This is a genomic window from Larkinella harenae (assembly GCF_054780515.1).
Genome location: NZ_BAAGWE010000008.1, coordinates 110,530 through 133,728, shown reverse-complemented (window position 1 = coordinate 133,728; position 23,199 = coordinate 110,530). Strand labels below are relative to the sequence as shown.

21 protein-coding genes are annotated in these 23,199 nt (G+C 51.1%); 1 reads left to right on the top strand and 20 read right to left on the bottom strand.

Annotation, left to right across the window (positions count from 1 at the left end; all coding sequences use genetic code 11):
- Positions 1-10 precede the first annotated feature (10 nt).
- The 9 genes from ACYVH9_RS26550 to ACYVH9_RS26510 all read right to left on the bottom strand — a co-directional run bounded on the left by ACYVH9_RS26550 (position 11) and on the right by ACYVH9_RS26510 (position 15,733).
- Positions 11-2,218: a right-handed parallel beta-helix repeat-containing protein gene (locus ACYVH9_RS26550; protein WP_460639461.1), complete on the bottom strand. Its 2,208-nt coding sequence runs from the start codon at positions 2,216-2,218 to the stop codon at positions 11-13.
- Positions 2,219-2,220: 2 nt separating this feature from the next.
- On the bottom strand, positions 2,221-2,982 hold the full coding sequence (locus tag ACYVH9_RS26545) for a hypothetical protein (protein ID WP_460639460.1): 762 nt from the start codon (positions 2,980-2,982) through the stop codon (positions 2,221-2,223).
- A gap of 21 nt (positions 2,983-3,003) precedes the next feature.
- Positions 3,004-3,465 (bottom strand): hypothetical protein, encoded by a 462-nt coding sequence (locus ACYVH9_RS26540; RefSeq protein ID WP_460639459.1) that lies wholly within the window; start codon positions 3,463-3,465, stop codon positions 3,004-3,006.
- Positions 3,465-4,052 (bottom strand): 2OG-Fe(II) oxygenase, encoded by a 588-nt coding sequence (locus tag ACYVH9_RS26535; RefSeq protein WP_460639458.1) that lies wholly within the window; start codon positions 4,050-4,052, stop codon positions 3,465-3,467. Before ACYVH9_RS26535 ends, ACYVH9_RS26540 begins: the two co-directional genes overlap by 1 nt.
- Complete coding sequence (locus ACYVH9_RS26530) at positions 4,045-4,341, bottom strand: hypothetical protein (protein ID WP_460639457.1); 297 nt, start codon at positions 4,339-4,341, stop codon at positions 4,045-4,047. Before ACYVH9_RS26530 ends, ACYVH9_RS26535 begins: the two co-directional genes overlap by 8 nt.
- An 11-nt stretch (positions 4,342-4,352) precedes the next feature.
- Entirely contained in the window at positions 4,353-8,597 is a 4,245-nt protein-coding gene (locus tag ACYVH9_RS26525; RefSeq protein WP_460639456.1) for a hypothetical protein, read from the bottom strand.
- Between the two features lie 69 nt (positions 8,598-8,666).
- On the bottom strand, positions 8,667-11,348 hold the full coding sequence (locus ACYVH9_RS26520; RefSeq protein ID WP_460639455.1) for a hypothetical protein: 2,682 nt from the start codon (positions 11,346-11,348) through the stop codon (positions 8,667-8,669).
- Between the two features lie 83 nt (positions 11,349-11,431).
- Positions 11,432-12,103 (bottom strand): SHOCT domain-containing protein, encoded by a 672-nt coding sequence (locus tag ACYVH9_RS26515; protein WP_460639454.1) that lies wholly within the window; start codon positions 12,101-12,103, stop codon positions 11,432-11,434.
- A 69-nt stretch (positions 12,104-12,172) separates the two neighbouring features.
- On the bottom strand, positions 12,173-15,733 hold the full coding sequence (locus tag ACYVH9_RS26510; protein WP_460639453.1) for a tape measure protein: 3,561 nt from the start codon (positions 15,731-15,733) through the stop codon (positions 12,173-12,175).
- Between the two features lie 93 nt (positions 15,734-15,826).
- Between ACYVH9_RS26510 and ACYVH9_RS26505 the strand changes: the two genes are divergently transcribed.
- Positions 15,827-16,048, top strand: a complete 222-nt coding sequence (locus tag ACYVH9_RS26505) for a hypothetical protein (RefSeq protein WP_460639452.1) — start codon at positions 15,827-15,829, stop codon at positions 16,046-16,048.
- 28 nt (positions 16,049-16,076) lie between these two features.
- On the opposite strand, the gene ACYVH9_RS26500 is transcribed toward ACYVH9_RS26505, so the two are convergent.
- The 11 genes from ACYVH9_RS26500 to ACYVH9_RS26450 all read right to left on the bottom strand — a co-directional run bounded on the left by ACYVH9_RS26500 (position 16,077) and on the right by ACYVH9_RS26450 (position 23,196).
- Positions 16,077-16,883, bottom strand: coding sequence for a hypothetical protein (locus ACYVH9_RS26500; protein ID WP_460639451.1), 807 nt, complete (start codon positions 16,881-16,883; stop codon positions 16,077-16,079).
- Positions 16,884-16,899: 16 nt separating this feature from the next.
- Positions 16,900-17,814: a patatin-like phospholipase family protein gene (locus ACYVH9_RS26495; protein WP_460639450.1), complete on the bottom strand. Its 915-nt coding sequence runs from the start codon at positions 17,812-17,814 to the stop codon at positions 16,900-16,902.
- The gene (locus ACYVH9_RS26490) at positions 17,798-18,082 is read right to left on the bottom strand and encodes a hypothetical protein (RefSeq protein ID WP_460639449.1); all 285 of its coding nucleotides are present in this window, start codon (positions 18,080-18,082) and stop codon (positions 17,798-17,800) included. The genes ACYVH9_RS26495 and ACYVH9_RS26490 overlap by 17 nt, the downstream gene beginning before the upstream one ends.
- A gap of 68 nt (positions 18,083-18,150) precedes the next feature.
- Positions 18,151-18,579 carry a hypothetical protein gene (locus ACYVH9_RS26485; RefSeq protein WP_460639448.1) on the bottom strand — a complete coding sequence of 143 codons (429 nt, stop codon included), beginning with the start codon at positions 18,577-18,579 and terminating at the stop codon, positions 18,151-18,153.
- Positions 18,576-18,848 carry a hypothetical protein gene (locus ACYVH9_RS26480; RefSeq protein WP_460639447.1) on the bottom strand — a complete coding sequence of 91 codons (273 nt, stop codon included), beginning with the start codon at positions 18,846-18,848 and terminating at the stop codon, positions 18,576-18,578. Before ACYVH9_RS26480 ends, ACYVH9_RS26485 begins: the two co-directional genes overlap by 4 nt.
- Positions 18,845-19,393 (bottom strand): hypothetical protein, encoded by a 549-nt coding sequence (locus ACYVH9_RS26475; protein WP_460639446.1) that lies wholly within the window; start codon positions 19,391-19,393, stop codon positions 18,845-18,847. The genes ACYVH9_RS26480 and ACYVH9_RS26475 overlap by 4 nt, the downstream gene beginning before the upstream one ends.
- Positions 19,390-19,842, bottom strand: coding sequence for a hypothetical protein (locus ACYVH9_RS26470; RefSeq protein ID WP_460639445.1), 453 nt, complete (start codon positions 19,840-19,842; stop codon positions 19,390-19,392). Before ACYVH9_RS26470 ends, ACYVH9_RS26475 begins: the two co-directional genes overlap by 4 nt.
- Positions 19,842-20,969 carry a hypothetical protein gene (locus ACYVH9_RS26465; RefSeq protein WP_460639444.1) on the bottom strand — a complete coding sequence of 376 codons (1,128 nt, stop codon included), beginning with the start codon at positions 20,967-20,969 and terminating at the stop codon, positions 19,842-19,844. The genes ACYVH9_RS26470 and ACYVH9_RS26465 overlap by 1 nt, the downstream gene beginning before the upstream one ends.
- Complete coding sequence (locus tag ACYVH9_RS26460; RefSeq protein WP_460639443.1) at positions 20,966-21,526, bottom strand: hypothetical protein; 561 nt, start codon at positions 21,524-21,526, stop codon at positions 20,966-20,968. The genes ACYVH9_RS26465 and ACYVH9_RS26460 overlap by 4 nt, the downstream gene beginning before the upstream one ends.
- A 90-nt stretch (positions 21,527-21,616) precedes the next feature.
- On the bottom strand, positions 21,617-22,072 hold the full coding sequence (locus ACYVH9_RS26455) for a hypothetical protein (protein WP_460639442.1): 456 nt from the start codon (positions 22,070-22,072) through the stop codon (positions 21,617-21,619).
- A gap of 74 nt (positions 22,073-22,146) precedes the next feature.
- On the bottom strand, positions 22,147-23,196 hold the full coding sequence (locus ACYVH9_RS26450) for a hypothetical protein (protein WP_460639441.1): 1,050 nt from the start codon (positions 23,194-23,196) through the stop codon (positions 22,147-22,149).
- Between the last annotated feature and the right edge of the window lie 3 nt (positions 23,197-23,199).

The window sequence follows — 23,199 nt, the reverse complement described above, 5'->3', positions numbered from 1 at the left end:
GTTGTTGGTACTAGTTGAATGAAGGAGCGCCCGACACGGAGGACACTACCCACGTGTTTGCATCTACCTTTTTTAAAATAACACTGTCGTACTGCGCCGTCGAAGCTACATAGCCGCCCGTTCCCGCTGTGGTTGCCCCAGCCGACGATTTGATGATGGTGGCCGCTTCCGGTTGAGCGATTCGCCAACCCCCGGCCCCTTGGCCAACCACTTCCACAAAATCCCCAATTCGGCTGTTGGCATTGGTGGGAAGCGTGACATACACCCGCGCGGCATTGTTGGTATAATAGGCAGTGTTTGAGGTCGCGCTAATACTAACGGCTGTTACGGACATAGGGGCTGTGGGCGTTGATAATACATCGGCTGTGCGCAGATTGTATTTTATAGCCGAAGCGCCATTAACTGCGTAGGAGTACGGATTCAGCACGTAAATAGGGTCAGAAGTAGCCGCACTAAAATCGGCGGCATACAACGAATAATTGAGAATGGAATTATTCGACAAGGTTCCCCGGCCCGAATTCCCCGTCGCGGTGATGCAGCTAGTTCCCAGGGGCGCCAGCGTCATCGCCTTGCGGCCGTCGAAATAGTTGTTTTCGGCGATAAACTGCCGGGCGTCCTGAAAACGAATTCCAATGATCCCGTAGTCTGCTGTTGCAGTTGTCGTGTTAGGAACGCCAAAATTGTTTTTAATCGAAATCCCAGCGAGGTTGTACACGTACACGCAGGTCATGTTACCTACCTGGCTGCTGATTGAATAGTGACAGCCATCGACTAGCCCACCAACACCGCCAGCGTTGAAAAATACAGCCCGTTCTCCGGCATCCTCGAAGTTGATTCCCCGAATCGTCACCTGACTACCCGCCGTAACCTGAATGCCGTATACACTACTATAAGACGAAGCGTTGGCAACAGTTCCCCCCTCGATACTAACGCGGTTGGTCCGGGCCTTGGAAATACTATAGCCCGCGTTATCATAGCCGTACGCCTGATTGCCCTTGAAGGAGGTATTTACGCACCCCGCAGCCTCGTAGCCATACCGGATGCCGTCGCGGACATTATTATCGGAAACCGTTGTCGAATCGGTGTTATCGAGCGAAATGCCCCAAATTGAATTAGCGCCCGATACCCGGCTTCCCCGAATGATGTTACCCGATATGAGATGATTCGAGGAAACCGAATTGGTATAGGAATCCCCGCGCCAGACCTCAATAGCCAGCGCCGAATTTGTCGGCGTAACCCCCGAATAGTCAATCGTATTATTCAACACCCGGCCATTCTTGCTAACCAGCGTCAGGGTGGCCCCATCATGAGAATGTACCTTGATGCCGTCGTCAAGGTTGCCGCGCAACAGGTTTTTTTCTATCGTAAAATTCAATACGCCACCGTGGAGGAATATGGACTCACCCGCTGAACCAAAAATTTTACAGGACGAAATACTGACGACATTGGCTTTCTTGATGTAAATCGCATTTCGACCGGCATTGCGGATGGTGACATTTTCAATCGTCAAACTGTCATAGTCAACCGATCGAATGCCCGCATTGCCCAGCGTCGCCGTCGTATTTTCCGCCTTGTTGTAGTCGATGGTGCCCGATCCGGAAATTCGCAGGCCGTGCGCCCCAATAACGATAACCGATCCGTTTTGTCCTGCTGCTTGTTTTAACGTTGCTCCATTCAGGTCCAAATCACTTTTCAGGGTAATCTGCCGCACCCGGTAGACTTTGTTTTTGGCGAGACGTAAAACGCCTTTTCCGGCAATAGCGTTGGTCGCTTTCTGGAGCGCGTCGGTGTCATCCGTCGTACCATTCCCAGCAAGCCCCATCACACTGGCATTGTAAACACCATCCGTTATAACTCGCTCGTAACGAAAATTTCCCTGAGCGGGAAATTCCAAGGTGCCGTACCCGGCGACCGTGGCGCTTGTCGTACCCGTTACCTTGACGCAGATACCCCCATCCACAGGATGTAAAACCCGGTCGGCGCTCGATGTTGCAAAGGCGGCTACACTTTTTAAGGGTACCGCAGCCGCCAGGATGGGAGACTGGCCCTTTTTTACCGTATAGACCGCCCCGTCTGCCCCCTGTTGGATTTCGCGGTCTGTTGTATCCGCGTTGACTCCGACAACCGCCGGAATGGAGCCAACCCGTTTGGCGCGAAACTGGGCTTCGGACGAAAAGGCAATTAAAAGGGGTAGCAGTAAATGCAGAAAACGTTTCATGTTCAGATTGAGTTGCGGTTAATTTCGTCACCTGTCAGGCTTCGAATGATGTTTCCAGAAGTGAGAATAACGTACTGCCCCGCTGGGTAGGTGGTATTGTTGATCACCTGATCAGTGGTGACCAGAACCGGAAAAGCCCCAAAACCGGGGCCGTATTGTAAGGCTAAAAGTGCCGTAAAGTTATCAACAATGATAGTGGAAAGTTGTCCGGCGATTTGCTCAATTGCTTCCCGATCTTCGGCGGTCTGGGCGGCTGCTTGCTGGGCCAGGGCCACGTACTGCGCCCCGCCTGCCTCGCTAACCCCCAGTTGAACCGTCTGGCCGGGTGTAATGGTAATCGGTATGGTTGTATTGCCATCGCCACCGCCCACACTAGCAATGCCAAACCCCGCCGTTTTGGTAAACCGCAGGGTTCCGGCCCCGACAACGTTCGTGCCGTACTTGATTTCCAGCCACGCGCCCGTTTCGCCGATAAGCTGCGTTTTCAGGTTCGAAAATACAACCTCCGTTCCGCCCGTAAATGTGACGATTTCGGGCTGTTGATTCGAGGGCAGTTCCGCGTTTTTGAGCGTGTTGTTGTACGCCCTGGCTGTAATGGGCTGGAGCGTGTGGCCTTCGGGCAACGTGGATGGATTCAGCAGCCGGAAAGCGAAGGTGTTGCCCCGGTAGCTGGTGCGGGAAATATCCACCGGCATGAGCACCTGTTGGGCGTAGGTACCGATCGAGGAAAGCAGTAGCGTACAAAAGAGAAGGAAGCGTTTCATGTTACAGGTTATAGTCAATTGTTAGAATTCGGTTTCGACGGTGACGCCCCCGTTCTGGGCAATCTTGTTCACAAACTTCTCGGCCATCAACGGGCCCGGCGCGTTGCGGTCTTTGGGCAGGCGCTTGTAGAGCGTTACGTCCACGTACCAGAATGTAATTTGGCCATCATCGGTGTTTTGGTACCAGCGGAACAGGAAAGGCGATTGGCGAAGCTCTTCTGAGAAGCCAATGCCTAACGCGACCGGACTGGGCGCCCGTAGCGTTACCTTATCGTTATCGATCGTCAGGTACTGGCTATCGGTTTCAATGGTGTGGCTCCAGGCTTCCGCAAAGTCGTTGGTAATCTCAATACAGATGTTCCAGCCGGTTACGCTTCGGGGGCTTCCGTCGGCATTTTCGAAGCGGCACGCTACCGAAAAAATGTCAGTGAGCAGCCGATCAACAATCGATTCCGGAATAAAGGGGGCTGATATTTCTTTCATTATCTGCGGTACGGTTTAGCGTGAATCCAGTTGACAGCCGCGATTTTTACGCCCTGTTCAACGGGTGCCCCGGTGTGAATCATGTCTCTGCTGGGCTGTCCGTCAGCGTCGAGGTTGTCCCACATAACCAGCCGACCCGCGACCGCAGGGTACGCCCGTTCCAATGTCGGGAACTCCGTCCGTCCGCCCGACTGGGGTTCCTGAAGCGTGAGCAAAACCGTGTACTGACGTTCGTTGTCCTTGTTGGTTTTCAGCCCCGTATCGTAATGGGCCTTGAACACATTCGTTTCGTCGTAGCGGTTCAGTTGCCAGCCCTCCCAGCGGTCGGATTCAATGCCCAGCAGTTCTTCAATCTGCGACTCAACCCGCAGTAGTTCAGTCGAAACCTCCAGCGGGAACCTATGCGGGAATAGGGTTTTCGAGGTGCGAAAATCGGTTTTCTGGGCCTGATGGGTCGTACTGTTAACGGTCTGGCTTTCCTCAAACGGACTGCTGAGTAGCGTTTCGACCAGGGCCGCGCAGGTTTCGACGGACAGAAAACTGTCAATCACCAGCACCCTTTCGGTTTGTAGATACTCCTTAATCATCGCTCAGTTCGAATGCAGGTTTGAGATAATAGCCCAGTCCGCCCCCTTCCTCGTCGGGCGTAGGTGCGCCGTGCAGCTTCTCCATGATCACGGCAAACAGGGGCAGATGAAGTTCATTGGGATCTAGCTTAGTATACTTCAGGTAGAAGTCATACAATTCCTTAAAAGGAATTACGTCATCGGGACTTGGTGCAAACACTTCACTTAATGGCAGAAAGTCAAAGCCTTTCCCCTTTGGATCGGTCATGATTTCTTCAAATTGCTGCGCTAACTGAGGGGATAAAAACATGGTCGTTTCGTCTAAAGAGTTTCGTCAATTCGGATCACCCTGATCGGCTGGCTGAAGCCCTCTGGCTCCCATGCCCACATGTCAGAGAAGTCATTGTTTCGCATCTTGGATGCGTAAACATTAATAGTTTTAGCCTCGCTGAATGTAGGAACAGGCGTGTTCAGGATATTGGTAGCAACCACATCATCAACCACGGGTAGCAGGTGCGGCAATTTCGCGTAGCTAAATCCAAAAAGTGTAATAATCCATGCTCCACGCTGGTAAGCGCCAACGAGCTTGCCGACTACCTCGTTTTTCGGGAAGATGTAGTTTGGTGCAACGCCTGGTGCGTAGTAGTCGTCTACCCATCCGTATTCGACCGAAACTAAACCGCCATCGGCTTCCATGCCGTTCTTGCCTTTAGGGGATACGTAGCGGTTCCGGTCTGTTTCGCGCGGCCAGTTTTCGGAGGTGTGGAAGTTCTCCTTGTAAAAATCGGCCTCGGCAGAAAAGCCCATTACGTTCAGCGTTGCGTACAACGTTGATTGTCCATTTTTGGATGAACCAACTTCGGAGCCTACTAATGCTGTAGGTCGGTATTTCCGTACCGTCCGTTCGTACCAACGCTGATGCTGGTGCACCCGCGAGTTGCGGTACATCTGGGCGTATCTGCCATTTCCGCTACCAATGAAGCTGTTAAATGAATCGTTGGCGTCATAGGGTAAATAGATCGAATCAAAATTGGCGTAACTTGACCCCCAGGCGTTGTTAAGCGCCTGAATACTGTTATTGAACTTGCCGCGCAGGTAGCTTCGATAGCCATTTTGCGCCCTTGGCCCGTATCCTGACGGCGGGCCAACGCGGTAGCCTTTGCCATCCGCGCGGGGTATCAGCTTTGTACTGTAGCCTGACTCTAGCGGAACCTGAGAACCCGTTGTAAAAATGGTTGCTTCTGGATTCTGCTGAACAACACCCTTGATGTAATCCACGTCCATATGATAGTACGGGTTGCCCGGCACCATCGGTTCATCAAGCCACTCGAAATCGGGGCAGACGTGAATTGTATCATACGTACTGTCGGCGTACATCTGGCACATGTCCAGCGTCAACCATGATGGCATTTCCCACCGCAGCGCCACCGTCGGGAGATGAATAGAAACAACGGCATCATTAGCGACCGCCTGATCAATGAATAGACGGTAGTTTGTGTGGTTGCCACTAATCCACCCGTAAGCATAGATAAGAAATCCAAAACCGTTACAGCCGTGATCATACAGCACCTGGTTCATATTCAGATGCTCGGTAATGTCGTCGTTGATACCAAACCCAAGATTTCGGATCATCAACAACCGGCTACTTGCGCCACTCGGCGGAGGTGTTCCCACTGTGGGCGGAGGTGTCCCGACCGTCGGCGGGGTTCCTACGGTCGGTGGGGGCGTTCCCACCGTCGGGGGCGGTGGCGGAGTCGGCGCATTGATCGGCAGGGCGGTTACATTCGAGGTTACCCGGAACGGCACTAGCTGCTCATTGCCACTGGTGCCGTCTTTTTTGAACCGTAGGCGGTGATCGACGTTGCGGACAATGCCCGTTACGTTGTTGCCGTTGACCTGACCTGCGCCTTTGTGCATCCGGCCCCGGTGCGTAAAACCGGCCCGGCTAGTGTCCGCAGCAACGGGCAGCCAGGTTTCGCCACCCGTCCAAAGCAATTCGCCCCCATCTTCGGGGGAGCGGAAGTTTTTGCCGTAAACGCCGTTGCCGTCCGTGCGTTCGACCGTAAAAACAACCGTTTCGCCGTGGTTGGGCAGCGTCAGCCATACGTCGGCTGAATCGTTGCCTGCATCCTGCGTCAATTCACCCGAAGCAACCCAATTGACGTTCGGATACCGCTGAATCCAGGGGCCGACCGCCTGACTTTTGGGGTCATACTGCGTCAGCAGGGTTTCCGGGAAAATACTGCCACACCGGAAGTAAGCGCGGGCGTACGACCCGTTACTGACCGTATTGGGGTCGATCTGGAAGGCCACCTGAGTAAAACCGCCATCCGTGTTTTTGCCCAGATCCCCCCAGCTAATCGTGGGATTCGGCGAGTTAACCGGATCGTAAACCTGAATCCCTAATTCGCCCTTGATATTATCCGGAATGTTGGCGGCTGTGACGTTGATCGTAAATTTGACAACCTGCGTACTGCTGACGTACTCGGTTTTGGTTTCGATTTTTGAAATCAACGGCGTGGCGCCCACGGTTGGCGGGGGTGTTCCCACGGTTGGTGGGGGCGTCCCTACGGTCGGCGGAGGGGCCGGGTTGTTGGTTACTTCTCCCCCCGAATCAACGCCCGCCGTCAGTGTAATCAGAATTGAAATATTGCGGTTGTAATCGCTCTTATCGCGAGCAATGAGCATCCACCGCCCCGGATTGACGTTCTTGCCTCCTAAGAAGTCCGGAAGCCATCCGTAGTGGCGGTTGTAACTAAATCCGTATTGAGTGCCCGATTGCAGATTAGCCGTACGGTACGGCGCATCCGGGTACCAGTCTTGCCCGTCCAGGGGCTGCAACTTGATTTCGTAATCCTTGTTGTCCTGAACAAACAGGTAGGAATCCAGCGACTTTGTGCCCTGATCCCATTTGTAGCCCAATCGGATTGGGGGTACGGTCGGCGGTGGCGGAGGTGTTCCGACGGTCGGTGGGGGTGTTCCCACCGTCGGGGGCGGTGGCGAGCCGGGCAACGGCTGCTCGTCGTTCGCAGAATCGTACTTGAAAATACCCCATTTGCCCGCTTCATCGATAGTCACAAAGCCAACCTGCTCGGTTACCCCGTCAGTGCTGGTGACTTTGTAGAGTCCAGCGGGCACGTTGTTGTAGATGTAGCGGCTCGGCCAGTTGGTGCCCGCAAACGGCGTTACAATGTTTTCGACGTTGTAATACTGATTGTCGGTCCAGGCGACAGTTCCCGTCTGCTGTTCCAGTTTGACCCGAATCTGACCCGCCCGGTTGACGCCAATCGTCATGCGCCGTCCATTCTGTGGCTCGAACATGAAGCCCATGTTGAGCACCGTTCCCGGCGTCGGAGTGGGGGGCGGTGGCGTTCCCACGGTCGGAGGTGGCGTACCGACTGTAGGCGGAGGGTTCTCCCCAACGGTGGGGGGCGGATTCTCGCCGACGGTTGGCGGGGTTCCTACCGTGGGGGGCGGTGTTCCGACGGTACCGACGCCCAACCGCTGGCCAATAATTTCAACGAGTTTTTCTATCGTAATCGCTTCGGCTTCGCGACTGACGGCGTTGTAAGCGAAAAGGTGCGTGAAATTCTGCGCGGTTTTGGGGTCGGTGACGTACAGGCTTTTGAATGTCGCGTTGTTAGTCACCCGTATTGGAAAAGCCGACGAAATGCCGTTATTCAGCCGAAATTCGGGCTTGTATTGGTCTGGATCGGCGGTCGTAAAGATCAGGGTTCCCGCAGGGGTTACCTGCGCTACCGCTTCATCAATCGCTACCGACTTGCCCCAGGCTTTTACGTCATAAACCGCGTATTCGCGGTTGCATTGCAGGTAGATAACTACCGACTGATCAGCTTGCCGGTAAGCCGCCAAATCCACGAGGTTTTGTCCACCTTCCACCGTGTAGCGGTAGGTGAAACCATCGCGATTGGCGAATGTAGCCTCTATCTTGGTTTTCTGACCCGAACCCCAGCCACCGCCCAGCAGCTCAATCACGCACTGATTCAGGGCACTGGCATCGGATTTGGGCAGGGTTGCGATTCGCCGGGTGAGTACCTGGCCGGGAGCGCCCCGAAAAAATGAGTTATGATACGAGCCGATTCCGGCCTTGAAGGTATTGGAAAGGTCGATTTCGCCGGAATCGTCATCATTGAACAATTCAAACCCTGAGCCGTCCGACTTGGCCCGAAACCGCAGAATCTGACCCGCTTGCACATTTTCCAGTACGGGCATCAACAACGGCGCCAACAATTCCATGACCGCAGGCGCTGACAATACCCGGTCAGGATCGTCCAGGTGTTCGGGGTCGTCCGGATCAGCCAGCTTCACCATACCCGCCTTGAGGTAGGTAGCCAGACCGGGCAGGATGGCGTTAGCTATTTGGGTAAGGGTCGCAAATGCAGCCGCAAAGTTAATAGCCGTTTGCTCGCCCGAATAGCGGGTGATGGTTAGGATGCCATTGGTAGGATTGAATTCATACGAAAGTGGAATTTCGCCAATGGCCTGATTGAGTTTTTCCCGGCCCTGATTTACGAAATCCCCCTCGTTGATGGGGTTGACTGCCATAAGACGCTACACGAAATGTATGTGAGCGCTTCGCAGTCCGGTAGAGAAGCAGACCAAATATACTAACTGTCAGTTGAAATCCAAAAACCGGCAAAACAGATAGACGTTCGGGTCGGCGGTCGGATCGGTTTCGAACCGTTCAAACGTCCAATCACGGTACAAATCGCAGTCAACCTGATTGGTGATACCGTACCGTTTCAGCATTTTGATTTCGGCCATTTTTGAGCACGGATTATACCGAATGTAGCCGCCCATCCGAATCCAGCCGCTGACAAATTCGCCGTCAGGATTCATGATTGAAATATAACCTCGGCGAAGGTCTTCGGGCGCTTCCTCGCTGTCAGCGAGTGCGGCCAGCATTAGGTTCAACTCTTCCCGTTCGATTTGGACCGACGCATACACCCATTCGGGCGAAAACAGCCGACCGGCGTTCTTTTCCAGTACCCCAAGGGCAACCGGCCCGGTTTCGTACACCGTCTGTTTAAACGGATCACCGGGCAGCGGATTGGATTCCGGCCGGACGGTGGAAATCATGTTGCCATTCTGGGCAAAGAAGGTGCAGCGCAGTTCGGAAGAAAGCGGTTTGTAGCGCAACCCGTTCAGAATAAACGGGGCGTGTTGCCGCAGCATTCGGGCGGGCGACAGTTCGGCATTCACCACGGAGTCAGGATCTGCAATACCCGTAATCGTCAGCCGGTCGTTCGTGCGAATCTTGAGCGGTTCGCTGCCCGACTGGAAGGTGATCAAATCAAAATCGGTTGTGAAAGCGGGAATACTGCCCGTCAAGACCTGAATTTCAACGCGGGTGCCGGAAATGATGTTGCGAGAAATCACCCGAACGACTTTGAAGGTGCTGCCCGCCCCGACCCCTGACGTGATGGTGATTTCGGCCCCCGCTCGTACGACAGCAGCATTGAAGAGAAACGAAGCCACCTGGTAGGGATATTGAATGCCCGGAAACGGTTCGGCTTCCACCAGCGAAAAGCGTACGAACGCCCGGTAAACGGCGTTCTGACCGTGCAGGATAAATCCGTCGTCGTCGTTGGTGTGGCTGGTCGTGGGTTCCTCGGCAAATTGCACCCGTCTAACCTGCTCAATCTGGGTACCTGCGCCAATCAGCGGGTTTTTGATTTCCAGCTTCTGCGCGTAATTGACAAGGGGCGTTTGATACGTCCGGATTGTGTTAAATTCTTCCCGAACGCCCGGCCCCTCAGTGGGGTATTTCTCGTAGCCCACATCAATTTGATTGAACAGATGGTCGGTTGCAACTTCTTCACGGTATTCGGATACGTTGGTGATTTGTAGTATTTCCGTGTCCTGATAGAAAAACAATCCTTCTTCAATCTGTACCTGATTGCCCCTGTACTGCATTCCGGCGTTGTGGTAGGCATACAGAACACCCAGTAGCTGTTTCAGTGTAAAAGACGGGGCTTTCTGTTTCTGGGAGAAGCCAGACCCCGCCGACGGCAAACCGCGCAAACAAAGCCCATTGGTGACCATGTATTCACCCGCTGGCCCTGCGTCGAGCAGTCCGGACAACAGTGGATCAACGGGGTTGGTGTCCAAATCGGATTGATTGGTAATGCAGCGCAGTACGTGCCGGATCGCATCCGACAGCAGCCAGACGCGGGCCTTGGAGGGTTCAGCTTTAGTGAGTGTGGCCAGCTTGATACGAACCTGGAGCGAGGAAACGTTTACCGTTATCTTTTTGGCTGGTTTGTTGGCGCCAATTTGGATTACCGAATAGATAAAAACCCGGTCGTCGCGCTCCAGCGTCAGTGTTTCGTTTACGTGGACTTCCACGGTCTTGCGGTCGAGGTGGGTTTTATCGCCCGATCCGCGTTGCAGGGGCGCAATGTCTTTTTCTGTGCGCTGGCCGCTGGCACTGACCGTAACCATCATTGTCTTGATCCCCCAGGCGGCAAACTTGATGGCTCCGAAATCCAGCGGGTTCGCCTTGGTCATGCTGGCTTCCACGGTAAAAACCCAGTCAAATTCCAGCTTGAAGGTGCCGGTAGCATCGGCCCGCAGAAAGGGCATTGACTGACCGCCCCCCAAATCCTCTGGGCTCATGTTGGCCGTTACCCCGCCGATGGAGCGTTTTAGGCTGGCGATTGATTCGACTTTTGGGGTTTCACTGTTGGGCTCTGGGGGCAGTTCGTCCGTGTTAGGTGTCACGAAAAAGTACATAGCCGGTACACCCGTAACCTCGGCGGAATAATCGTCGCGTTGAACCCGGTTGGACTCTTCGCCCTGCTGGATAGCCTGACCGGGTAAGCGCAAATCTTTGTAAGCAGGCGGGGTTAGGGCTTTGCCGTCGAGCGTTGTTTTGGCGTCGAGGGAAATCGGGGAATCAAACCGGGAATCTACCAGTTGGTGAATGCCTTTTTGCTCCACCTTTGCTTTAACCCGGCCTGGCTGGATAACAATGCTGTCACCCTTGATCATTCCGTCAAAATCAACCGTTTCAACATTGCTATCATCCGTGTGGATGATTTGAAACCGAATATCCAGGTCTGAGCCGTATTTGTAATACTGCTCAGAAATCAAGCTGTGCGCCGATTCGCACGTAAATTCCAATAGTATGCCATCTTCGGAATAGTTGTACAGAAAGCCGTGGTATTTCTCGTCCGAATCGCCCTGAATTTTGACGTCAGCGAATTTAATCGGTTCTTCTATTTTGGGATCGACAACGACGGGGGCAGTTACACCGATGGATTCAATGGACGTGATCAAACGGAATGAGTGCATATACAGCGGCAGTTAGTGTATGTGCCCCAGTCCGGTAGAGGTTCGTAAATATACAAAAAAGCCCGGTTCGTGCCGGGCTTTGATTATTTGCTGTTAATTTCTTCTGGCCTGCCTGAAACGCTGGCCATTACATATTTCCCTTTTGAACTTTCCTCTTCAAGTAGCTTTCCATTTACGGAAATTCTTGCGATTACCTCAGTGTCTTCGTTGTTATTTTGGGCACTTAACATAACGAACTCGTCGCCCCGAACAACCACTCTTTTACTCCAATACGCTGCAACTTTATCAACTTTATCCGTACCGCCAGTGTCATTCGTATAGCTAACATCACAGTCAAGACAAGTCACCTCGTATTCGACAGTATAGTAATCATTTGACTGCATAGCTTCGCTGAAAAGAGCAAAAATTACTATACCTCCAATCAGCAGTGCCAAAAGGCTAAATATCTTGTTTTTATCACGAACCAGCCCAATTATTGAGAATGCAACAACTCCAATGATCGGGATTGTTAACAGAAATCGCGGAGTGAAAAAAATTATGATCGCAATAACAACTGCAATAATTCCGAAGACACTAGACCGCTGGTTATTACTTTGCGGATGACCATTAATGATGGGGGTTTGTTGCGGAGGTGAGGGCGGGGGGTTTTCACCTAAAATCTGCGCCCTTTGCTCTAAAAACTGCTCATCAGTAATAATGCCTTGGGTATGGAGCTGCCCAAGGCGCTCTAGTTTGTCTAATTGTTCATTTGTCATAGAGGCAAGAGGAAAGGATTTTTTTTCTCAATCCTACAATTTTTGTCTGAAAAAACAAAAATGAGACCGCTAACGCCGTCCAAAATGCCTACGGTTGTTTCGCTCAATTGTCGCTGTTGTGTCTTTGATGATTTTCCGGGTAAACCCATTCTCGTCAATATTTAACTGAAGCCAGGGCCGTTTTTCCAGTTCATCAGCCAATGCATTTGCTATATCCCTAGCGCTGGGGCCACGGTATGAAGAGTTTCTTTTATTTGCTTGAACGATGTTATTATACGACACTTGGTTTCTGATAACTTGGTCTAAAATTGCACGACCCTCAAACGCTCCATTATTAGACAGTAGCCGTTCGGTTACCGGATTAGGTAAAATCACGTCGTTTTTGCCAACATTTACAATTGACGGCCTATCAACCATTTCAACACCGTTTTTGCCAAACCACAACTCCCGGCCAGCCTCCCCAACGAGCGCCGGACCTTCGTACCGATCCAGCGATTCGAGGTTTTTTCCGTCCTTGAACTGTGGAATTGGCTTTGCTATCACCGCTGCCGTTTGGATAGCAGCCAGGGCAATCAATAAGGCATTTAGGGGAGCTGCGGCAATTGGTGTAAAATTTTTATTGTTCCGGATAATCCCCACGGCCAAATCAATACCGATCGAGAAAACCGCAGCGGCTTTTTCAGCAATTGCCTGCTTGCGTTTAATCTGGGCTGCTTCGGCATCGTATTTACGGTCAATAGCGGCCATCGCATTGCGTTTGGCCTCCTGGCTCATTTTCTCGTACGATACTGATTCTTCCAGCCGTTTCTTTTCTGCTTCCCGGTTCTTCTCCACTCGATCTAAATCCCGTTGTCTGAATTCATTGACAAGGTCGAAATAGCCCTGAGCCGCTTCTCCTGCCAACTGCCATTGTAGCTGCTCCTTCGTAGTTTTAAACTGCTCTGAATCTGTATCGTACTTGGCCCGATCCGCATTTGGAAGAATATTGTCAGCTTTTTTTGTTGAAACATCGGATTGGCTTGAATCCCGCTTTGCGCCAGACTCAGCCAGTTTTTTCATTTTCGCTTGCTCAAGTTCTGCAATTTTTACCTTGGCATCGGAAATCTGTTTGTAGGTAAGCGTACTGGATTCAAGCAGCTTTTTTAATTGTGCAATCTCTTCATCGTATCGGTTGATGATGGTAATTTCCTGTTCGTCGTAGGCATCGGTAACTACGGAGGAAAGTTTAGTCAAGTACTCTTCCCGAATAGCGTGAATGCGTTCATTACGCTGTTTTTCGGTAATAAGCTGTTTATTGTAGTCTTCCCGAATTAGCCTTTCCCGATTGGAATAATCAACCTCCAGTTCATCGGCCCGCTTTTTCAAAGCCCGGCTTTCAGTGTCTCCTACATCATTCAATGCTTTCTTGGCGACTTCTAGCGCCTTGTTCCATGCATCATTTTCAAGTTTGTTACGACCTTCGTACCAATCTGCGGCCGCATCGGTAATTTCTTTCTGGGCGGCTGCATACTCAGATTTCCAATTTGCAGCACCCTGCTTATTGGCTTGATTAAGTATCCGGATCTGCTCTAAAGCAGCATCGGTCCGCGCCTTATACTGGGCAGTAATAAAATCGGCATCGGTCATTTCCCCGCGCTCATTAGACCCACGAAAGCCGTTAACATCCGAACTTGCATTTGTCCGGATTGTAGAAAGGCGTTCACGTAGTCGGCGGTCAGCTTCATTTTCTGCCCGTTTAGCTGCTGCGTCCCGCTTTTTCTTACCCTCTTCCCACTCCATCGCCTTGCGGTCATCGTCTTCTTTTTTTAGACGCTCCTGCAAAACGGCATCTTCTTTCAACGCCAACATGTGGATTGTCTGCATACGCTGAATTTTGCGTTCATAGAAATCCAATTCTTTTTCCAGTTGCTTTAATCGGTTTTGAATTTCAGCCTTTTCATTCACATCACGGGGTGCCCGATCACGTAAAGTATTGATTTGAGCTTGAATAGCCCCCGACCTGGTTATAAATTCAGAACGCCGATTTGTGCGAGCTTCGGGAGACATACGCTTATATGCCTCTTCATCTGCAATGTTGGCGCGGCTACGTTGCACCATTGCATCAACCTGTGGCGCCGTATAGCCAGTTAAATCGGTCGCAAACTTGAATATCAACCCCCAATCCTTGCTTTGCAAAACTACCCGAACCTTTTCGAGTCGATCAGATAGCGTTTTTAAAAGGCTCGTAAACGGGCCTGTGACCCCTTTATCTTCATTGAGTATTTTAAGTAGCAAGGCAACTTCGGTATTGAGGTTGTTCCACTGACCGCCGAAGGTTTCAATATTGCGCTGCGCATCCTTGCCGTAAGTTTTGTCTAACTCTTTGGCGAGCTTTGGTAGCACATCGCGTGCGTACAAGTCCCCATTTTCAACAAGTTTGTTCAATTGAGCTTCGGATATTCCTAGCGCGTTCGAGAGCAATTTCATCGCGCCCGGCAATCTCTCACCCAATTGCTGCCGGAGTTCTTCCATCGAAACCTTGCCTTTGCTGACCATTTGAGAGATGGCGTACAATGACCCCTCTACCTCTTCATTGCTCAGTTGCAAGGCCGCGCCCGCCCGAATAATACCTGCAAAAATCTGCTGGGCCCGTTGGCCTTCTAAGGAGGTGTCCCGCGTTGCAGCCCCTAGCCCTTTATAGGTCTTGGTGACTATTTCATAATCCTGCCCTAACTGCTTTGAAAGGTTAATTAAAAATTGCTGAGTTTGAATAAAATCCTCGTTATCACGGGTGATGGCCCTAATTCCTGCATCCATTCGCTCCATGCGAACCGTCAAATCAAAGGCAGACTTCAAGCCATTAAATAAAGCCTGAATAGAAAGAAGCCCAGTCCCAACGCCAATCAACTGTCCCTTTAAATTTCCTAGAACAGAGGAATAATTCCCGACATTACGCTGATGGTTGCCCATTGTGGCATCCATATTCTTCAGCGCCCGGTCTGACACTTCAATTTGTTTTTGAAGCTCTACAGCAGCCTTATTGTTCTTGTTGATTGCGCCGGTCGTTTCATTAAAAGCATTCGGCATAGCCCGTAACTGGGCTTTCATCTGGTTAAGCTGCTGACTCAGCCGGTCGTAGGAGCCTACCGCGCCGTTTACTGCCTGGGTCGCTAGTTTAGTAGCATTGACCTGTTCCCGTAGAACGGTATTCAAAGCCTTTGTTTCGGCTTCAATTGCCTTTTTTCGCGCAGCGTCTTTGGCCTCGGCATTACTCAGTGAATCGTACTCCCGGCGCAAATCTTTCACGCGGGTTTTTAGTGCATCAACTGACGCGCCGTTTGCATCAAACAGGGCGTTATTGCGTTGTAATAATTCCTGCTGCTGTTTATGGGCTTTTTCGAGCTTATAGACCTCGTTGGCTTCGTCCTGTAGCTGTTTCTGACGGGCTTTCTGGGCAACATTGAGTTGCAGAATCGTTTCTTTCTGTTCTTTGAGACTTTCGATGACCTTTTTATTCGCCTGGCTAATCCGGTCGTTGACCGCTTCGGCGGACTTGCCGTACTTCTCGTTAGCCTGGGATAATTGATCAATGCCGCGTAAAATACCTTTTACGTCGGCTAAGTCATCAAATAGAGTTTGATTAGCGGGCATGGGACTGCTGGCGAAATTGTGAGAATATGGGGCCGCAGTCCGGTAGCGGAGGTTTGTAAATTTACACTAACTTTCAAGAAAAAACGTAATACTATGACTCAGATAAAGATTATAACCGCCGAAACCCCTTTGGATATTGAGCATTTTGTAAACCAGTATTTAAATGAAAATGCCGGGTTTATGGACAATGCTACCGTTTCTGTCACGACAGCGAGTTCACGGGTAGCCGCAGATGGCTTTCTGTATGTTGCTACAATAAGTTATTCACCAAGGGGCAGAAGAAATAAATTAGAGGAAGATATTGAAATGGATTGATGAAAAAAGCAGGTTTTTGCCTGCTTTTTTAACACCTGTTCACTTCCGAAAAGTCCGTCTGATACATTTCAAAACTTCCCTCACTAATCCGTCTGTGATCACTGCCCGAATTGTACCCCGTTTTGATTGAATACGGGCTACCGTTGATCAGTATATCTTTGTGTCTCAAAAGCGTCTGCCAACCTTCATGCCCAATCGCATCCGTGAGGGGCGTCTTAAACGGTACCGCCAGATCCTGTTTGATTTCCACCGCTACCCGCCGACCAGTCGTTACCTGCCGGTAATCCTCTGTTTCCGTATCCGCCTGGGGAACGCCCGTCACGCACTTGAGCCGCAGAATGTTCCGAAAGCCGTTCATAGCGGGCAATTCATACGGAATATGGGCCAACGAGCGCCGGTTCCGCCACGAAAACAGGGCGGTGTTCAAATCGACACCCGACCGCAGACACAGCAGCCGGCTTGAAATCCAGTACGTGTTTGCCTCCTGCGCCTGCAATACCAGCCGGTAGTATCCTTCCGGTAGATTCTGCGGAACCTTAAATGTAATGTAGTACTGATTGATGCCCAGGGCTGGGTTTACAAAGCTGTTGGCTGTACCGACCCCTGCGGAGTGGGGCTTGTTGGCATTGGTCCGAAGGTGTACCGTAAAGTCGCCGACGGGCATCTGAACAGAATTGTTGACGAAGAATGTGTACGTCTCACCGGGCAGCATCACGACTGACGACACCATTTTACCCAAATAACCGCCCTGGGGCAAATTGTGCAAATCTTCGGGTTCGGGCGGTGTCAGGTAAGAAAAAACGATGAAATTGAATCGATTGACGAGAATAGCCATGGTGTAGACGCTGGTTTTACAGAAAAAAACTCAGTTTTTCGGCTTCAATGATTGCCGCCTTTTTCAACCGACGTAGCCGAAATTCATCGGCATCATACGGCCCGTCCATGATGGAAGGAAGAAAAACCTGACCCAGCCTAATACCCCGCTGGGCACAGAGCAGTATTTCCATTGCCTCACAGGATTTACTGTTTTCGATGCCTGCAATGTCAATAAACCGGAAGAGGGGCGTACTTACATCGGCCAGTTTCCAGTTATCGGGCATTTCGTCGCGGTAATCCTGCGGCCGGGAATAAACCGACATCATTTGGTTTATCTGCGTGGGGTATTGCTCCAGAATTTCCCGGCAAGCAATATGCGACCGTACGCCACCATCGTACATCAATACCCGCATTCCATTGATCGCCATTTCAACCGCTTCGACATAAACGGGGATAGATCCGGAAGCCAGGATGAGACTAAGGGCGTTTTCGTACGTGTGGTTTTTCAGGTTTTCAAAAATCCGACTACCACGAATGAAATCAATGGCCAGCACCCAAACTTCAGGGCTTTCCAAATCGGTTGCCCAGGCGTCGAACTCCGCTTTGGAAACGATTGACCGGATTGCTTCCAATGACTTGCGTTGTTTCCCTAAATACGGTTTGCCGGTAGCCGCATTCCAGATGGCAGAGGCCGTTAATTTGCCTTTTTTATTGACGGGTGCCGGGTCAAACATCACCTTCAGAATATCCGCCGAAATCGCGTCCATCAAATCGGATGCGGCTTGTTTTTTACCCAATGCCAGCGGCAAAGCCAAATACGACCCGGCACTGACGCCGGTAATTACATCCGGTTTAAAGCCCCGATCCATCAGGCTTATTGCTGCGGCTCCAATACCCACGATTCGGGTTCCTCCGCCCGAAAGATTCAAAATATTAAGTCCTACCTTCATTGCGGTTGTTTTTGCACTTCTGTTCAAGAGCATCGTAGTAGCTCCAATAATCATAGGTCGAGGTTGTATCATTCACCGTCAACCCTTCTAACTCCATTGCCACCCGGTTTTTTCGGTAGCCGCTGCGCATCGCATCCAATGCGTTGCCCGGATGCTTGTGCTCCAGAACGGGCGGCTGGGCGGATTCAGCGAGCTCCTGCGTGAAATTCTGCTGACGAAGTTCCAGCAGCGGGTTTTCGGGATCGACAATCAAATCAATTCGAATCAATAGCGACTCTTGTAAAAGCTCACTTTTGCGCTGGTCCGAATCCGGAAACCGGGCCTCAAACGCTTCCGTCAGTTCAGTGGTGAGTTTTTTTTTACGTCGAGCAAGGTTGTTGCTACCAGTTCATCGTTCAGTCCTTCGTCGGACAATCGCCTGACGAGCCGTTCCAGCCCCTCTTCGGTCAAATCCGTTTGCTTCTCACCGTTCACCGTATCGACCAGACACATTAACGCCAGCGAGCGGGCGGAAATCTGCTTGTTGAACAGGTTGTAGAACAGATAGCGCAGGTTGTTGATGCCGTTCATGAAGTCTTCCTTCTTGTCGGCGTTGGCCAGCACCAGCAGACTTTCAAAATGCCTATCCACGTCATCGAGCGATGAACCGACACCCGATTCAATCAGAGAATAACATTCAGCTTCCACCCGTCGGAATTCAGGCAGTTGGCGGATGGAATCAAACAGCGTCAGGGTTGTTCCGGAGGGCAAAGTAAGGGTTGTCATTTCAACAGACTTTTAGCGATTTGCCAGAAGGCAAGCTGCATGGGAATAGCTGCCAGCGGTACGAAAAAATAAATCGTGTTCGGTATCAGGCATAATAGCGTAAAAACCATACAGCCGATCCAGAATCCACGGCACAACATACACGGCTTTTCCGGCCAGATGACCGACCAAAACGGGTCGGTATTCATAAAGTTGTCAACCTTCCACTTTTCCATTAGGATAACGCCCGCTGACCCGCAGAGGATCGTAAGGATTAGGTTCAGAATCATACGCAGTCAATGAAGTAGTTTACGGTTGTTTCAATCCGGAAGGCCCGGTACGGATAGGTATTGTACTGATCCATCAGCCCTTTTAAGCTGAAACCCGGATACACGCCAGGGCTTTTGCTCTGGTCGAACGTGTGGTGAACCTCCGACACGCAGGCCAGTTCCCGCAGCCGGATAACGATTTCATCTTTGAACTTCTCAATGGATGGGGTTGATTGCTGTAGTCGCTCCAGATTAAGCCAAACAATGACAGAAAGCGTCCGTTGGCCCAGATAACCGAAACCCATTACCTTCTCATCATCGTGCGGATACAGGGCCGAAAACGTGTCAAGCGTATCATTCGGATACGCCGGGTAATAGTCTTTGCCTTCTTTGTGTATCCAGGGCTCAATGTTGCCCTCTTCATCCACCTGCGGGTAAATGCGGCCTAAACTGGTGAGTTCCAGCCAGGACAGATTCGCCAGATCAGCCCGGATGATTTTACAAACCCGGTCTATGCCTACATCAGACAGGTTGATTTCCGTTGGTATTTTCAGCGCCTGGCTCATAGTCCGATGTAGTGTTTAATTTTAGCGATGTAGAGCGGTTTGATGTGCTGGGCTAGCCGTTCTACGTCCTCTTTCGACATGCCCAGTATCTCATCACCGTATTTGGTCCGCAGGGATTCTATTTTGGGATCGGAGTTTTCCACAGTGAACGCAGCGTAAAACACATCCACAAAAATCCGCTCGTACACATCGCCCTTGTCCCTGAGCGTTACCCGGTCGTCGGGCTGGTTTTTCTTCCGTTTAATCCCCTTTGTACTTTCTTTGTAGCCGGGCCGAATTTCGGAACCGTCGGTGTTCTTGCCCTGAAATAGCCGATCCTGATTGAGTTTTTTGATATAATCCTCATTCTCGGTTACAACCTCCGCCATCAGGTGATACAAAACCGATTCGTTGAGCTTTAAAAGCGGCTCAACAAAACACGTTGATAGCGATTTACGGGCGGTTGGCATCAGTCAAAAACGTTCTCAAATCGAATCGTACGCCTTGCAGCATCAGTCGTTACGCAGCAGGGCCGCATTTTCTCCAAAACCCCTTTCAATTCCTTGATCACCTTGTCACGGTGGTAAGCTAGTGCGTGGTCTGAATCCTTCTGCCCGTACAATGCTATGTACGCCTGATTCGACAGTTCTTTTTTCGCTGCGTTCACCCGGTCGGAGGTGGACAACTCTTCCAGTACATCACAGGCCAGCACATGTAGCAAGGCATTAACCAACATTTTCCGGTTCTGAACCAGAAAACTAGTCACATCACATTCGACTTCAATAATTGCATTGATGCCCCAGGATTGCAAGTTGACGGACTTTTCCTCCGCCCACGAAAGCACAGGCCCGGAAACCGCGTTTTCGACGTAAACCGGTTCAATCGACAGGTAGGGAGATCGACTCCGGATGAACTCGTTTTCGATGTTGCCGCAGGTAGAGCAGCTAGCCAGGTTCCAGCCCCTTTCTGCACCGATCGCCGAAACACCCGACGGCAAATCCTCTTCAAAATAGCCCAGCAGGTAATAGCCGCCCTTGCTGCTGTACATGTACACATCCTCAGTAGCCGCCCCCCAGACCGTGCGCCCTGATAGCGTCGAGGTGAGCGAATACACTTTAATCGGTTCTGACTGCTCCGAATGGAATAGATACATGGGCACGTTTGCGACTGGCCCAGATAATTGAACGCCTACCTTTGGCACCTTAACGGCAATGTCACGCTGTGGGAGCGTGAAGCGAAGCGCCAGGAACCGGCCCGTTTTGTTTAGTGCTCCCTGCAAATTTGCTTCCTTGGGGTACAGCGAGGTAGATTCCAGCAGCGGTTTGGCGGGGGGATTGGCAGCGACCAGTAGGCCCAGTTTGTTGATGGCTCCTGATTCAATCCGCGTGTACCATCTCATCAGGGTATTCGCTTCGGGTTGAATTGGCCCCAGCGAGTCAAGTACTTCCGGCCGTAGCAGCTTATGAGCGTCTTGCAGGTATACGATTGGCGTTGCGTGTTTGGCATCCGAATAGTTCTCGTCAGTGCCATCCACAACGGGCGGATACAGGCCAACGGTGCCGGTCAGGATTTCGCGCAGTTTTTCAAGATCGATCATGAGCCTTTCCGTTGAAAAGTGAACCCAAAAGCTGACTTATTTTTACCCCTCAGCACGTTAGTGATGTTTGAAGGGTGCCGTATGCCTAATCCTTGAGCAGCTTCTTTGGTAGAATCGTACTGGGCTATCTGTTTGCCGTCCTTGAAAACAATCACAGGTGCACGATAACGATTGACGATGCCCAACCTCAGCCTTTCATAATGATTCTCACCGTAAATAGAAGTCCCTTTAACCACGCACCGATTTTCTGCCAGTTGCTTGACTCGCAAGTTTTCGAACTCGAAACCGCCTTGAATATTGATTCGCTCAAGTGTTGGCGCCATGTCGCTTACATACTGAAATGACTTCCACTTCCGGAAGGCTAGCAGGAACTCGTTATTATGCTGGAAATATTCGCGGAATGTGTCAAGCGTATAGGGTATAGCCACACCCTTACGGCGGCATTGTTTAACGACCCCTCGGTACAACATCGATAATCGACCCTGTTTTGTCTTCTGGTACCGGGCATTGTTGATGGCGGCACGCATAAGGTCTTCTTTGTTTTTGTAGCGACTCATAAGTACAGTTGTTACATAGGCTGATTTATAAGAAAGTCCGGCAACCACGTTGGCGATTGCCGGAACTCAGTTCCAAAAACCCTTAACCTTTTAACTTGTCTGTCTCCACTTATCCGGGTCAACCTCCCGTCTGCGCCGACCAAATCGGAAAAACAGTAATGGCAGTAATGCGTAAGCAGAAAAAAGATGTGTTCGAAGTCGTACGATGGTCAGCGAGTCACGCAACGCACCGGGGCCGGTTGCCAGTCCTGAGAATTTCAACCGACTGACATTTCCTTTCCAGATGACCTCCCCTGAATTTTTGTCCCGAATCGTTATCAAGCCTTTATAGCCGTTGTGTTCCAGAATGACGGGCTTTGTGGCAATGAGCGTCTTTTTGAAGTTCGGGGAATTGTACGCAGCAGTTGAATCAAAAAACTCAATCGTTTGCGTTGCTGAGGAACTGATCACCGTCGTTGCGAAAGCAGCGGAACCGGTTTTCTGCCCGTACGACAATCCAGCTACTAACAGCAGGACAGTAAGCGCGAAGAATTTAAACAGTTTCATTGGAGTATTAATAAAGAGTGGCGGAATGCGTGAGAATGACAAAGGGAAAGCCCGGTAGTGAGCCGGGCCGTTGGTTACAGCGTGATTTCGATCCGCTTAATCGGCGATTCGCCGCTAGTGGACGTGAAACCAGAAGCCAGCATGAAGTCAGACGACAGTTTTACGTCGTGCTGACGGGCTTCGTTTACGCAGGTAACTTTCTGCAAGACACCCCAATTCCAATCCGGGAACAGGTCATCGGGCGTTTGCGCCCAGTTGGTCAGCTCGGATTTGTCGTTGAAGTTGGACCAGGCATCCAGGTATTCAGGTGAACCCAGAACCGGCGCGTTGCGGTAATCGTAGTCGATCATGTTCGTGATACCTACGGAACCCGTCGGCATTACGTAGTAGACCGTCCGATTCGAGCCACGGGCAATCCGGTTGGACCACTCGAAATTTTCAATACCAGCGCCTTCCATGATGGCCTTGGTATCAAAAATGGCACCTCCGCCCGGATTCAGCAGTTTGTTCCGGTCAGCCAGCGCGTAGGTAGAACCGATCACGGAGTAAGGGCCGTTGATGTCCAGTTCGGCCATGATTGCGGGCAGGTTGTTGTAAAAATCCTCTGGCTTGCTGCTCGGCATTTGGTAAGCGCCCGAAATGGCATCATACAACGGATACGAACCCGGCGTTTGGGTCGTGTCCTTGTTGGTGTCCAGGTGAGCCGCGCACAGCGTATCAAGGTATTCTAACAACGTCCGACGGGCGTTTTTGTACTGGTGAGTTAGTACATCCTGCGCCGAAACGTAGTTATCTTCCAGCAACGCCGGGGTTACGGTCATATCGACAGCAACGTGAATCCGGGTCAGCGTTTTCAATGTTGGCGAAATGTCCGGTCCACTGATCGAGCAGGAACGAACCGTCAGGATCGTGTGAGCATACTTGTTGAGGATCGGAATTTTCACCGTACGGGTGTAGGGCAGCTTCCGAATCTTTGCCAGCAGGGAAGGCGAAAACAACTCTGGGGTTTGGGCATAATACGAGTTTAAAGCCCCGTAGTGGCTCAAACGATCTTCAAGAGCACCGAACTTGCCAGGGCTGACACTTGTAATTACCTCCGGTAATGTAAGCGCAGTTAGAGACATGAT